Genomic DNA, 13,315 nt, shown 5'->3' on the forward strand with positions numbered 1-13,315 from the left:
GTATGGATGTGGTGGTTTACGCTCCAGCGTCAATCGGTAACGTGAGCGTTGGTTTTGATGTGTTGGGGGCAGCGGTATCGCCTATTGATGGCACCTTACTGGGTGATCGCGTGATGGTGAAAGCTGGAAAGGAGTCTTTTAGCCTCAAAACGGCAGGCAATTTTGTTTCTAAGTTACCGGAAAATCCTAAAGAAAATATCGTTTATGATTGCTGGCAAGTTTTTGCTAGAGAGTTGGATAAAAAGGGCGTGACTCTGTTACCGCTAGAGATGACGCTTGAGAAAAACATGCCGATTGGCTCTGGGTTAGGATCAAGTGCTTGTTCGATTGTCGCGGCTCTGGATGCGCTAAACCAATTCCATGGCAATCCATTGGATCAAACTGAGCTATTGGCGTTAATGGGTGAAATGGAAGGGCAGATCTCTGGTGGCATTCACTATGATAACGTCGCTCCATGCTACCTTGGTGGTGTGCAACTAATGCTTGAAGAGCTTGGTATTATCAGCCAAGAAGTTCCTTGCTTTGACGATTGGTACTGGGTGATGGCGTATCCAGGCATTAAGGTATCAACAGCGGAAGCACGTGAGATCCTACCTTCTCAGTATCGTCGTCAGGATATCATTGCTCATGGCCGACATCTGGCGGGCTTTATTCATGCTTGTCATTCCAATCAGCCAGAGCTGGCGGCTAAGATGATCAAAGACGTGATCGCTGAACCGTATCGTGAGAAACTGCTACCGGGCTTTGCTGATGCACGTAAATACGCGGCAACAGCAGGTGCTTTGGCAACCGGGATTTCAGGAAGTGGCCCGACGCTATTTAGTATTTGCAAAGAGAAAGATGTCGCTGAGCGAGTCGCTCGCTGGTTAGAACAAAATTACGTACAAAATCAAGAAGGATTTGTCCATGTTTGTCGCTTAGACAAGCAGGGCTCAATCGTTACAGGAAGTGAGCTATGAAGCTTTACAATATAAAAGAAAATGATGAACAAGTTTCCTTTGGTCAAGCCGTTCGCCAAGGGTTAGGTCGTAACCAAGGCCTTTTTTTCCCGTCAGAACTGCCAAGGTTTGATGATGTGGATACACTTTTAGCTGAGGACTTTGTTTCTCGTAGCACCAAGATTTTGTCTGCATTGATTGGTGATGAACTGGCGCAGGATAAAGTTCACTCTATGGTTGATGCGGCATTCCAATTTCCGGCACCAATCAATGAAGTCAAACAAGGCGTTTACGCTCTTGAACTTTTCCATGGTCCAACTCTAGCGTTTAAAGACTTTGGTGGCCGCTTTATGGCGCAATCCTTAGCTGCGGTTTCAGACGGTGGTAAAATTACCATTTTGACTGCCACCTCTGGTGATACGGGCGCTGCAGTCGCGCATGCTTTCTACGGTATGGAAGACATCAATGTGGTGATTCTGTATCCGAAAGGCAAGATCAGCCCACTGCAAGAGAAATTATTCTGTACGCTTGGTAAAAACATTCACACCGTAGCGATCGATGGTGACTTCGATGCTTGTCAGGCGCTAGTTAAGCAAGCTTTCGATGACGCGGCATTGCGTGAAGAGATAGGCTTGAACTCAGCAAACTCAATCAACATTAGTCGCTTGATGGCGCAAATCTGTTACTATTTTGAAGCCGCAGCACAAATGAGTAAGGAAGAGCGCGAAAACTTGGTCGTTTCTGTGCCAAGCGGTAACTTTGGTAACTTAACCGCAGGTCTACTGGCGAAAGCACTTGGCCTGCCAATTAAACGTTTTATTGCGGCAACAAACGCTAATGATACTGTGCCGCGTTACCTAGAGACAGGTAACTGGGAGCCAAAGCCTACAGTTGCAACCACATCGAATGCGATGGATGTAAGCCAGCCAAACAACTGGCCGCGTATCGAAGAGCTATGCCGCGTGAAAGAGTGGGGCCTAGAGACATTAGGCAAAGGTGCGGTTTCTGATGAGCAAAGTGCTCAGTCAGTCAAAGAGTTGCACTCGCTTGGTTATCTTTGTGAGCCGCATGGTGCAATTGCATACCGCGTCCTTGAAGAGCAGTTGCAAGATGGGGAAACAGGGTTATTCCTTTGCACCGCTCACCCGGCAAAATTCAAAGAAGTTGTTGATGAGATTCTTGATTCAGATATCGCTCTACCAGGACCGCTCGCAAAACACGCTGAGATGGAATTGCTTTCTGAAGACTTAGCCAATGACTTCGATTTACTGAAAGACGTTCTGCGTCGAGTGCAAAAGTAATTTATCGCTCAAAGCCAAAAGGTCACCTCGGTGACCTTTTTTATGTTTAAACGCTTTAATTAACGATTGAGCGCAAATGTTGGCAGAGACAAGTGCCAGCGAATAGCGCCTAAACGAATTAATAGGGTAGAAAATACGCCGGCCAAGAAAGCCGTGTCGGAATCATGGCCCATGGCGAGTGCTGTGGTATGAAAAACACCGCCGATAATACAGGCCGTCGCATACACTTCACTGCGCAGCACCATAGGAACTTCGCGAGCCAAAACATCACGAATGATCCCTCCACCGCACCCGGTAATCACACCCATAATGATGGCAACCAAGGCTGAATCTTGATAGGTCATGGTTTTATCCACACCAATACCAACGAAAACGGCTAGGCCAATCGCATCGCAGACAGGAAGAATCCACCAAGCCAGACGTTTGGGGCGACGGACGATGATCATGGTCAACAGACAAGTGATGAGAATGGTCCACAAATAGTTAGTATCAGTGATCCAAAAGACAGGGGTTGCGCCTAAAGCCATATCTCGAATTGTACCTCCACCGATGGCAGTCACACTGCCTAATACGGCAACACCAAAAGGGTCCATTTTTAAGCGGCCAGCGAGTAGTACACCTGATACAGCGAAAATAGCGGTGCCGAATAAATCGACACTATAAAGCAGCATGGAGTTCACGGGGCTAATATCTCTTACAAAGGCTCAGTAGACTGAGTGACAAAAACGACGCGGATTGTATGGTAACAGAGCGCATAGAAGTTAGCGATTTCGTCTCACTGTATCGAAGTGCTCACAAACTTCCTCGATCGCGTTGAGCGTTCTTTGGGTCGGGCGGTTCAACCAGTTAGAGTTGAGAGACCAAACGTGGTGGTTCTTCACGGCAGAAAGCTGCTGATTCCATTTATTCCATGGATGAATGTTAGCTATGGCCGATTGTGAAGTGAAAATAACATCCGGGTTTTTTAATACGACTTGTTCTGTGCTCACTTGCGGATAGGGTGCTGAACTGCTCTCAAAGACATTGATACCGCCACAAAAGGAAAACACTTCGCTTGGCCAACTTCGTTTTGCAACAGTAATCATGGGTTGTTCGCTAAGCTGATAGAAATACGAAACCGGAATTTCAGTTTGATAGCGTTGTTTGAATTCGGCAAGCTGAGCTCTGAATTGCTGTGCGGCTTCGATACCAATCGATGGATTTTCTGCATATTTACTCAATTGCTCAATATTTTTGGCAATATCGTCCAGTGAATTTGTGGTGGAAAAGTAAATATTGAGACCAAACTGTTTGAGCTTCTCAAGCTCTCTTGGGGGATTACCAGCAGGCCATGCGATGACTAAATCTGGTTGAAGAGCAATAATGCGCTCTAGCTTAATTCCCTGATAGTTAGAAACTTTTTCTATTTCCTTTGCTTGTTCGGGATAATCACTATGCTCGCTCACGGCGATAAGTTTATCCCCCAGACCAGCTGCAAAAGCCATTTCAGTCGCGTGGGGGGCCAAACTGATTACACGCTTGGCTGGCTCGGCGTGGCTGAAGATTGGAAATAGTAGAAATAAAATAAGGGACAGTCGTGTCATTATTTAAATGCCTTGATAGATTAAACCCATGATCGCACTCTGCACTAATATCCAAGCAAACATCCGCCAAGCCAGTAAGCGTTGTACCTGAGCAATGTGGATTGCAGAAGGAGCTATTCTGCCACCTAGCTTACTTCGCACTGATTTCTTCCCGTCGTAAATGGCAGGCCCTCCGAGCGATAGTTCTTGCTTCGCACCCACTGAAATGATCAGCCAAGATGGTCCTGGAAGTGGCCAACTACTTGCTTGCTGTTTCAACAGTGCAAACACTTCACTGGTTCGTTTTCCTAACGCTATGACCAGTGCAAATAGGCGAAGTGGAATATAGTCTAATACCGCGACAGCACGGATAACAGGTAGACCAAAAGGAGAGAATTTCTCTCGAGATGGAGACCAAGCGCGAGCCAGTTCTACGGTCATACGATAAATGAAGGCACCAATCCCCCCTGCGATGGCGTACCAGAAAAGGACAGCGACGACATTGCGCCCGTAGGACATGATTAAGGTTTCTGCGCCCGCTTTACCTAAGCCGAGTAGCGATAGTGAGTCGGTTGAGCGATTTACTATTGGCTTGAGCAGCATTCTTGCGTGTTCTTTATCCTCTCTTGCGAGTGCTTCGACAAAATGTGCGGTGAATTTATCGGTGTTGCGCCAATCAATGGCAAGCAAGAGCAGAGCCAGCTCAAACAGCTGAGCTTGCCAGACAAGAGGTTTTAGGGCGATCAACACGATAAGCATAGGAATGGTCATCAACAACCACGCTAAAGTACCGGAGATCATACTCTGCGAATAACTGGAGTTGGTGTTGACCTTGTCAGCCAGTTGCTCAGCAAATTTATGCCATAAAATAGCAGGGTGGGCTTCTCGAGGGAAAGGAAGGATAAGGTGAAACAACAAAGCGCCCCATAATACGAGGAGCGCTCCATTTGAGTACAACTGATGAAAAAGTTCTTCCATGAATATCAGTCACTCTCTAGAGGATTAAGCTTTTAACAAATCAACCATTTTTACTACCATCTCTGATGAGCTCTTAGCCGCTAATGGCAGGAACTCATCAAAGCTCATGCCCGCTTCCTTATCTGCGACGTCAGAGATAGCACGCACGACAACAAATGGTACCTTGAACTGGTGACAGGTTTGAGCAATCGCTGAGGCTTCCATTTCAACGGCAATAACGGAAGGGAAGTATTTGCGAATAAAGGCTTGACGCTCTGCGCTTGCGACAAATGCATCACCAGTACAGATTAAGCCACGTACGGCGTGTTTGTCGTCCATTTTCGCCAGTGCTTTTTCAGCGACATCCATCAGTTTATCATCTGCCATGAAAGCCGCTGGCTGACCAGCCATTTGGCCCATTTCGTAGCCAAAGGCCGTCACGTCTGCATCGTGGTGACGAACTTCCGTTGAGATCACAACATCACCAAGGTTAAGGCTAGAGTCAAAGCCACCAGCAGAACCTGTATTAATCACGACGTCAGGCTGGTATTCATCCAGCAGAATAGTGGTTCCTATCGCAGCCGCGACTTTACCAATACCAGATTGAAGTAGCACCACCTCTACACCGTTAAGCTGACCTGCGTAGAAAGTACAGCCTGCTTTAGACGCTTCTTGGCAGTTTTCAATAGCTTGCTTAAGAATAGAGACTTCTTGCTCCATTGCACCGATGATGCCGATTTTCATAAGGAATCCTGTTAATTCAAATAGGTAGGTTTGGATAGGCTAAGTGTAACAGAAAAGGGGCATAACGGAATGGACTTCATGTAAGCCCCGGTAGGGTTGTACGGAGTTTGTTTACTGAGAATGGCTGACGTTATTGTTCAAGCGAGTTTTCCTAATCGTTAAGAATAGGTGCTGGATTGGTTCTCCCCAAATACTTATTGCTTAACCCGAGCTCATCCCCTATAATTCGCGCTCCTCGTGTCGGCTGAATCAGAGATTGGCTGGCACAACGTTTAACCTACTCTTATTAGGAGAGAATTATGTCTCTGAATGCAGAAACTAAAGCAGCAATCGTTGCTGATTACGCACGTGGCGAAGGCGACACAGGTTCACCAGAAGTACAAGTAGCTCTACTGACTGCTTCTATCAACCACCTACAAGGTCACTTCAAAGCGCATAAAGGCGATCACCACAGCCGTCGTGGTCTTCTACGTATGGTTTCTCGTCGTCGTAAGCTTCTAGATTACCTAAAAGGTAAAGATCTAGATCGTTACCACGACCTAATCAAGCGTCTAGGCCTACGTCGCTAATTAGCGACTGCATAGAGCAGTTTGTCGGAAAAGGGGCTTTTAGCCCCTTTTTTGTTGCCAGTTATTTATTTTGGTTGGTATAACTTAGCCAAACAGAATTAATCCCGCTATAATACGCCCGCATGCTCTCGATGCTTTAATAAAAGATCAGAGTTTGTTCACAAAGCTCATAGCATTACAGTCAACCACGTCGACCAAAAGGTCGCGACTATTCAAAGTGAATTCAACCTATCTCAGTTCACTTTTACTAGTCGCGATTTGTAATGCCTTGAGTATCAATCAATACACTCTAGATACATTCATATGATGTGTTTAGAAACAAGGAATAACAATGTTCGAAAAACCAGTTGTTAAAACGTTCCAGTACGGTAACCACACGGTTACTCTAGAAACTGGCGTTATCGCACGTCAAGCGACGGCAGCAGTAATGGTGACTATGGACGATACAGCAGTATTCGTTTCTGTAGTTGGTAAAAAAGAAGCGGTAGAAGGTCAAGACTTCTTCCCACTAACAGTAAACTACCAAGAGCGTACATACGCTGCAGGTAAAATCCCAGGTGGTTTCTTCAAGCGTGAAGGTCGTCCATCTGAAGGCGAAACGCTAACGGCTCGTCTAATCGACCGTCCAATCCGTCCACTTTTCCCAGATGCATTCAAAAACGAAGTTCAAGTTATCGCGACAGTTGTGTCTGTAAACCCAGACGTTCAACCTGACATCGTAACTATGATCGGTACTTCAGCAGCACTTGCTATCTCTGGTATCCCGTTCAACGGTCCTATCGGTGCAGCGCGTGTTGGTCACGTAGATGGTCAACTAGTGCTTAACCCAAGCAACACTGAGCTTGAAAATTCTAAGCTAGACCTAGTCGTTGCAGGTACTGAAGGCGCTGTTCTAATGGTTGAGTCAGAAGCTGACAACCTAACTGAAGAAGAGATGCTATCTGCTGTCGTTTACGGTCACGATCAACAGCAAGTTGTGATCAAGGCGATTAATGAATTCAAAGCGGAAGTGGCTACTCCTGCTTGGGATTGGGTTGCTCCAGAAGAGAACACTGCGCTTGTAAACAAGATTGCTGAACTTGCAGAAGCTAAGCTAGTAGAAGCTTACCAAATCACTGAGAAGATGGCTCGTTACGACCGCATCCATGAGATTGCGGCAGAAGTAAACGAAGTGCTACTTGCTGAAGATCCTGAAGCGAACACGAAAGAAATTCACACTATCTTCCACGATCTAGAGAAGACAGTTGTACGTCGCAGCATTATCGCAGGTAACCCACGTATCGACGGTCGTGAAAAAGACATGGTTCGTGCGCTAGACGTTCGTACTGGCGTTCTTCCACGTACTCACGGTTCTTCACTATTTACTCGTGGTGAAACTCAGGCGCTAGTAACGGCGACTCTAGGTACGCAGCGCGATGCTCAAATCATTGATGAGCTAACAGGTGAGAAGAAAGATCACTTCCTACTACACTACAACTTCCCTCCATACTGTGTAGGTGAGACTGGTTTTGTTGGTTCTCCTAAGCGTCGTGAAATCGGCCACGGTAAACTAGCTAAGCGTGGTATCGCTGCAGTAATGCCTTCTGTTGATGAGTTCCCATACACAGTCCGTGTTGTATCGGAAATCACTGAATCTAACGGTTCTTCATCAATGGCTTCTGTATGTGGTACATCTCTAGCGCTTATGGATGCTGGCGTGCCAATCAAGTCTTCTGTTGCGGGTATCGCAATGGGTCTTGTTAAAGAAGGCGACGATTTCGTTGTTCTTTCTGACATCCTTGGTGACGAAGACCACCTAGGTGACATGGACTTTAAAGTAGCAGGTACTAACACGGGTATCACAGCACTTCAAATGGACATCAAGATCGAAGGTATCACTAAAGAGATCATGCAAATTGCACTTAACCAAGCGCAAGGTGCACGTAAGCACATCCTATCTGTAATGGATGAAGCGATTTCTGGTGCTCGTGAAGATATCTCTGAGTTCGCTCCGCGCATTCACACAATGAAGATCAGCGCAGAGAAGATCAAAGACGTTATCGGTAAAGGTGGTGCCGTTATCCGTGCTCTAACTGAAGAGACGGGTACAACTATCGAAATCGAAGACGACGGTACTATTAAGATAGCTTCTGCTGAAGGCGCTGCTGCGAAAGAAGCAATCCGTCGTATTGAAGAGATCACAGCAGAAGTTGAAGTTGGCCGCATCTACACAGGTAAAGTAGCGCGTCTAGCTGACTTTGGTGCATTCGTAACTATCCTGCCAGGTAAAGATGGTCTAGTACACATCTCTCAAATTGCTGACAAGCGAGTAGAGAAAGTGTCGGACTACCTAGCTGAAGGTCAAGAAGTTCAAGTGAAAGTGCTTGAAATTGACCGCCAAGGCCGCGTTCGTCTAAGCATGAAAGAAGCCGTAGAAAAGACTGAAGAAGCAACGGAAGAAAAACCAGTAGCTGACGCATAATTTAGTCAACTATGGCGTATTAGCCTATTGTGCTAAAAGCATGTTATAAAGGGAGCATTACGCTCCCTTTTTTAATGCGGACCAGTCTGGGTTAAAGGCTCAGCAACAGGAGTATTTATTTGTGAAATGGTTTCAAACCGCAACACTTAGTTTGGCATTGTTAGTGACGGGCGGTTGTGCGTCTGTATTCGATCAGCAGCCTGATTGGATATTGCCGCCGATGGTTGAAGCGTTACAGCCTACTTTGCAACAAGAAGTACAGATAGCCCGATTAAGCCAACTGCTACAGCGCCCCGATTTACCCAATGAAACGAGAGCTAAAATGCTTAACGAAAGGGGAAATCATTATGATAATGTTGGCTTGAGAAACTTAGCTCGATTGGATTATGAGCAATCATTGGCAATCTACCCTGCTCAGGCGGATCTCTTCAATTTGTTAGGAGTCTATTTCACAGAGAATAGAAACTTTGATGCTGCCTATGATGCATTTGATTCTGCTTTAGAGTTAGCTCCTGATAACTCATATGCGGCAAGAAATCGTGCTATTGCTTTGTACTATGGTGATCGAATTGAACTAGCGCTTGAAGACATGCAGTTACATTATGATCAAGACCCCAGTGACCCATTCCGAGCGCTTTGGTTATATATAGTCAAGTCTGAAGTTTCCCCTCATGTTGCGAAAGAAGAGTTACTGTCTAGGTACGCGGCCCGTGACAACCAGTGGGGGTGGTTTTTAGTCGGGATTGTTTTAGGTGAGGTGTCCGAGAGAGAGGCTTTTAAAGCTATTACGGAAGCCAGTAAGGAACGTACTGTTTTGGCTCAGCGCTTGACGGAAGCTTATTTCTATTTAGGTAAACGTTATCAAGCTCAAGGAACCGATGAAGGTCTAGCGAAAGCGATCTCATTCTATAAACTGGCTATTTCTTTCAATGTCTTTGAGTATGTTGAACATCGCTACGCATTTCTCGAACTACAGGGCATCTATGATGACGCGCATCAAAAGGGGATGGCTGATTCCCAAAATAAACAGGCCCGTTTAAAGTAGTCACTAGATATTTCAATTGGAACCGCTGCCTTGCAGCGGTTTTTTATTGCCAAAAATCTACGCTAAGATTAATATAGTTAGCCTTGCTAACTATATTCTGGGTTTGTTATGGAACTAGAGAATTGTTTGGTAGAACTGGAGCGTTTTTGTGCTAAAGCGTGGCGTGTGCACGCAAAAGAAGACCCATTATCGTTATTGAGTTTCAACGAGTATGACTATCTACGGGCCATTGAAGAGCATCCGGAAGGGATCAGAATTACCGATTTGGCTAACGAGATGAAAGTCACCAAACCTTCTGCGTCAAACATGGTGGCTCGGCTGCAAAAGAAAGGTTTGGTTGTGAGTGTGGCTTGTCATGAGGATGCACGCTCAAAGCGAGTTGTACTTAGTGAGCAGGTATTAAAAGACTTATCTAAAGAGCAGGTGGTATATCAGCATATTGCTCAAGCGATGAAGGGTAAATTAAATGACAAAGAAGCAGGACAGCTCGTGTCTTTGTTGGAAAAATCATTGAAAGGCTAATGGGAAAACTGCCCTTCAATTTAACTATTTAGTTAGCATAGCTAACTTGTGGTGAAAAAATGCAAACGTCCATATATAAACAATTTTGGAAATACACCATTCCAACCGTGGCCGCTATGTTGGTTAACGGTCTTTACCAAGTTGTTGATGGTGTATTTATTGGCCGCTACGTCGGTGCCGATGGATTAGCAGGTATCAACGTTGCTTGGCCGGTTATTGGTTCCATTCTTGGTATTGGTATGCTGGTGGGAGTGGGTACCGGAGCGATGACGTCTATTCGTCAGGGCGAAAAGGATACCTTAGGAGCAAAGCAAACCTTGGCGACAGGCCTAGTGTTGCTACTTGCGCTCACGCCCGTGGTATCAGGTGTGCTGTTTTTCTTTGCGGATGACTTTTTGTATTGGCAAGGCGCGCAAGGGCGAGTTTTCGAATTGGGATTGCAGTATCTGCATATTTTGATTGGTGCCAGTGTGTTTACACTTGGTTCGATAGCGATGCCATTTTTGCTGCGTAACGACGATAGCCCAAATCTCGCGACTTTGTTGATGGTCGTTGGAGCGGTGATCAATATCATACTCGACTACTTATTTATTGCTTGGCTTGAGTGGGAATTAACAGGAGCAGCAATCGCGACAGGGATCGCCCAAATGGTGGTCACTTTGCTGGGCGTGGGGTACTTCTTTTCCGAGAGAGCCAAATTGCGTCTTCGGTTTCATGAGCTGAAATTGAGAGTAGCACTGATTCCAAAGATATTTTCTATTGGTACATCCAGCTTTTTTATGTATGCCTATGGTTCAGTGATGGTGGCATTGCATAATAGCTTATTTGCTCAGTATGGCGATCAACTCATGATTGGTGCCTACGCGATATTAGGTTACATCGTTACAGTTTACTACTTAACTGCGGAAGGTATTGCCAATGGGATGCAGCCTTTGGTGAGTTTTAACCATGGTGCTCGTCATCAAGAAAACATTCGCAAGCTGCTTAAGGTCGCAATGGTGAGCTCTGTGATGCTAGGCCTAGTTTTTGTCATATTGCTGAATATTTTTCCGAATGAGTTTGTTTCGGTATTTAATTCTTCCGATGAAAAACTGATTGAAAACACGATATTAGGTGTCCGTTTACATATGTTTGCCTTGGCTTTAGATGGATTCCTTGTAGTGACAGGCGCCTACTACCAAGCGATTAACAAAGGCAGTAAAGCTATGTTTGTTACTATAGGTAATATGCTGATTCAACTGCCTTTTCTTTACGTTATGCCGAAACTGATGGGGGTGCCGGGTATTTGGATTGCTTACCCATTATCCAATATTGCCCTCAGTATTGTGGTGTTGCTAATGCTATTAAGAGATGTACGTCGCTATCACACACAACAGACAGAACACGTGATGGCTTAATAGAAGTCGTGTTTGCAATGAATCCGGTATAGGTGAGACTTATACCGGTTTTTTCGTTTCTGATGCCTGCAATATCAAGGAGGATTACACAGCAGCTTTGGCTCAATCTCTCTTTTTGTGCTTGGAAATGCATATTCACTTTGAATGTTGTTCGAATTGTTGTTTGGAATTTATATAATTCACTGGCTAGTCTTATAGATGAGACAGATTATCTTGCCGAGTCTCTATAATGTAACGGCTGAATTTCATGTGCCTCTGGGCATTGCATTAAAATTTGAATCAATAGGGATACATTTCATGGCTAATCAGTTCCGAATGGACTCCATTCCTGGTTCACTTGTCGTTGTCGGTGGTACGTACGAGCCCTGGCTGTCGGTGTTAGAGCAAGTTGGATGGCGTTGCACTCAATGTGCAGATTTACGCAAAGCAGATGCTTTGTTCAGTGAAACAGGGCCTTGTATTGGCATCGTCGATCTTAGCCATGATGAGTTCAGCCTCAATGGTATTGCGAATTTGGTTAGCACACACAAGCAAGTCCGTTGGCTCGCATTTATTCGTGAATCGCAGTTAAGCTCAGATACCATTTGCCAGTTTATTGTTAACTTCTGTATCGATTTCTTCACTGCGCCGATTCCGGATGCTCAGCTATTGGGCACGATTGGTCATCAACTTGGAATGCTTAAGCTAGAGAAAAAAGTCTGGCCACATTATGGCAGCAATAACGATATGGGATTGATTGGTGAGTCGATCCCCATGAAGCGTTTACGTGACCAGATCAAGCGTATTGGCCCTACTGATGTCAGTATTCTTATTTATGGTGAGAGTGGTACTGGTAAAGAGACTGTGGCTCGAGCGGTTCATAAAACTTCTTCACGTGCGCAGAAAGAATTTATTTCAGTAAACTGCCGTGCAATGTCAGAAAGGCGTCTTGAAAGTGATTTGTTTGGTATTAATCGTGATGATGTTTCAGAGCCTTCTATTCTTGAGAAAGCCAATGGCGGCACCATACTGCTCAACGATATTCTGACCTTACCTAAATCCCAGCAACTGAATTTATTGCGCTTCCTTCAGGAAGGTACGATAGAAACGATAAATGGTCGCCAAGAAGTAGATGTGCGTATCCTAGCGGCAAATTCAGCAGATATTGAAAAAGCCTTGATCGATGGTGATTTCAATGAAGAACTCTATCACTACATCAATGTCTTGCGCATCAATGTGCCAAGCTTAAAAGAACGGGCAGGGGATATTGCGATATTGGCGCGTCATTTCTTGCAGGAATATTCGAAAGAATACAATGCTCAGGCTCGCAGCTACACTGAGGAAGCGACCCGCGCTCTGACTCGCTACCACTGGCCGGGCAATGTTCGCGAGTTAATGAATCAAATTAAGCGCATTGTTTTGATGTCTGAAACGGTGATGTTGGATGAGCAACACCTAGATTTACCTAAACGTAGCGATGGTAAGCGTAGCCTCAAGAGTATTCGTGAGCGCAGTGAGCGCGATGCTTTATTGCTGGTATTAGAGTCCCATTCTGGGCAGGTGTCGATGGCAGCAAAAGAGTTGGGTGTATCACGCGCGACCATGTACCGATTGCTAAATAAGCACAACCTTATTAGTGACACAACGGTATAAATAATTGTTTTAGCTATATAAAGTCACACGCTAACTGGTGTGTATCTATATTATCTCTAGTTAATATGTCGATTAATCTGATATTGCTTAGTGGAATATCTTATGTCATTAAGCTTTATTGGGTTATTTTTAGGTTAATACCTTGTATTTAAATTTTATCTAACAAAGTGGTTGAAATATCATCGTT

At 45.1% G+C, this 13,315-nt stretch carries 12 protein-coding genes; 8 read left to right on the top strand and 4 right to left on the bottom strand.

Going from position 1 to position 13,315, the window contains the following annotated elements:
- The first annotated feature begins 2 nt into the window (after positions 1–2).
- Together thrB and thrC are read left to right on the top strand one after the other, a co-directional pair.
- On the top strand, positions 3–959 hold the full coding sequence (gene thrB, locus CTT30_RS02400; protein WP_252036592.1) for a homoserine kinase: 957 nt from the start codon (positions 3–5) through the stop codon (positions 957–959).
- Positions 956–2,239 (top strand): threonine synthase, encoded by a 1,284-nt coding sequence (gene thrC, locus CTT30_RS02405; protein WP_252035939.1) that lies wholly within the window; start codon positions 956–958, stop codon positions 2,237–2,239. The genes thrB and thrC overlap by 4 nt, the downstream gene beginning before the upstream one ends.
- A 59-nt stretch (positions 2,240–2,298) precedes the next feature.
- Here thrC and CTT30_RS02410 read toward each other — a convergent pair whose 3' ends face one another.
- The 4 genes from CTT30_RS02410 to mtnN all read right to left on the bottom strand — a co-directional run bounded on the left by CTT30_RS02410 (position 2,299) and on the right by mtnN (position 5,502).
- Positions 2,299–2,919 (bottom strand): TRIC cation channel family protein, encoded by a 621-nt coding sequence (locus CTT30_RS02410; protein WP_239838507.1) that lies wholly within the window; start codon positions 2,917–2,919, stop codon positions 2,299–2,301.
- An 81-nt stretch (positions 2,920–3,000) separates the two neighbouring features.
- Positions 3,001–3,822, bottom strand: coding sequence for a vitamin B12 ABC transporter substrate-binding protein BtuF (btuF, locus tag CTT30_RS02415; RefSeq protein ID WP_252035940.1), 822 nt, complete (start codon positions 3,820–3,822; stop codon positions 3,001–3,003).
- Between the two features lie 3 nt (positions 3,823–3,825).
- Positions 3,826–4,779 carry a cobalamin biosynthesis family protein gene (locus tag CTT30_RS02420; protein ID WP_239868702.1) on the bottom strand — a complete coding sequence of 318 codons (954 nt, stop codon included), beginning with the start codon at positions 4,777–4,779 and terminating at the stop codon, positions 3,826–3,828.
- A gap of 24 nt (positions 4,780–4,803) precedes the next feature.
- Positions 4,804–5,502, bottom strand: a complete 699-nt coding sequence (gene mtnN / locus CTT30_RS02425) for a 5'-methylthioadenosine/S-adenosylhomocysteine nucleosidase (protein WP_239876470.1) — start codon at positions 5,500–5,502, stop codon at positions 4,804–4,806.
- Between the two features lie 299 nt (positions 5,503–5,801).
- Between mtnN and rpsO the strand changes: the two genes are divergently transcribed.
- From rpsO to vpsR, 6 genes are all read left to right on the top strand, one after another.
- Positions 5,802–6,071 carry a 30S ribosomal protein S15 gene (rpsO, locus tag CTT30_RS02430; RefSeq protein ID WP_006957756.1) on the top strand — a complete coding sequence of 90 codons (270 nt, stop codon included), beginning with the start codon at positions 5,802–5,804 and terminating at the stop codon, positions 6,069–6,071.
- A 331-nt stretch (positions 6,072–6,402) separates the two neighbouring features.
- On the top strand, positions 6,403–8,532 hold the full coding sequence (pnp, locus tag CTT30_RS02435) for a polyribonucleotide nucleotidyltransferase (protein WP_239868699.1): 2,130 nt from the start codon (positions 6,403–6,405) through the stop codon (positions 8,530–8,532).
- A gap of 121 nt (positions 8,533–8,653) precedes the next feature.
- A complete protein-coding gene (gene nlpI, locus CTT30_RS02440) occupies positions 8,654–9,577 on the top strand; it encodes a lipoprotein NlpI (protein ID WP_252035941.1) in 924 nt (307 codons plus the stop codon).
- Positions 9,578–9,685: 108 nt separating this feature from the next.
- Positions 9,686–10,099, top strand: a complete 414-nt coding sequence (locus CTT30_RS02445; protein ID WP_252035942.1) for a MarR family winged helix-turn-helix transcriptional regulator — start codon at positions 9,686–9,688, stop codon at positions 10,097–10,099.
- A gap of 59 nt (positions 10,100–10,158) precedes the next feature.
- Positions 10,159–11,496, top strand: coding sequence for an MATE family efflux transporter (locus CTT30_RS02450; protein ID WP_252035943.1), 1,338 nt, complete (start codon positions 10,159–10,161; stop codon positions 11,494–11,496).
- Between the two features lie 297 nt (positions 11,497–11,793).
- Positions 11,794–13,128: a cyclic-di-GMP-binding transcriptional regulator VpsR gene (gene vpsR / locus CTT30_RS02455; RefSeq protein ID WP_239868689.1), complete on the top strand. Its 1,335-nt coding sequence runs from the start codon at positions 11,794–11,796 to the stop codon at positions 13,126–13,128.
- Positions 13,129–13,315: the final 187 nt, after the last annotated feature.

The organism is Vibrio coralliilyticus (genome assembly GCF_024449095.1).
In the GTDB taxonomy this organism is placed as follows: domain Bacteria; phylum Pseudomonadota; class Gammaproteobacteria; order Enterobacterales; family Vibrionaceae; genus Vibrio; species Vibrio coralliilyticus_A.

Coding starts and splice junctions, on each gene's coding strand:
- btuF (WP_252035940.1), bottom strand. CDS start 3,822: ATGACACGACTGTCCCTTATTTTATTTCTACTATTTCCAATCTTCAGC.
- mtnN (WP_239876470.1), bottom strand. CDS start 5,502: ATGAAAATCGGCATCATCGGTGCAATGGAGCAAGAAGTCTCTATTCTT.
- rpsO (WP_006957756.1), top strand. CDS start 5,802: ATGTCTCTGAATGCAGAAACTAAAGCAGCAATCGTTGCTGATTACGCA.
- CTT30_RS02445 (WP_252035942.1), top strand. CDS start 9,686: ATGGAACTAGAGAATTGTTTGGTAGAACTGGAGCGTTTTTGTGCTAAA.
- CTT30_RS02420 (WP_239868702.1), bottom strand. CDS start 4,779: ATGGAAGAACTTTTTCATCAGTTGTACTCAAATGGAGCGCTCCTCGTA.
- vpsR (WP_239868689.1), top strand. CDS start 11,794: ATGGCTAATCAGTTCCGAATGGACTCCATTCCTGGTTCACTTGTCGTT.
- thrC (WP_252035939.1), top strand. CDS start 956: ATGAAGCTTTACAATATAAAAGAAAATGATGAACAAGTTTCCTTTGGT.
- CTT30_RS02450 (WP_252035943.1), top strand. CDS start 10,159: ATGCAAACGTCCATATATAAACAATTTTGGAAATACACCATTCCAACC.
- pnp (WP_239868699.1), top strand. CDS start 6,403: ATGTTCGAAAAACCAGTTGTTAAAACGTTCCAGTACGGTAACCACACG.
- thrB (WP_252036592.1), top strand. CDS start 3: ATGGATGTGGTGGTTTACGCTCCAGCGTCAATCGGTAACGTGAGCGTT.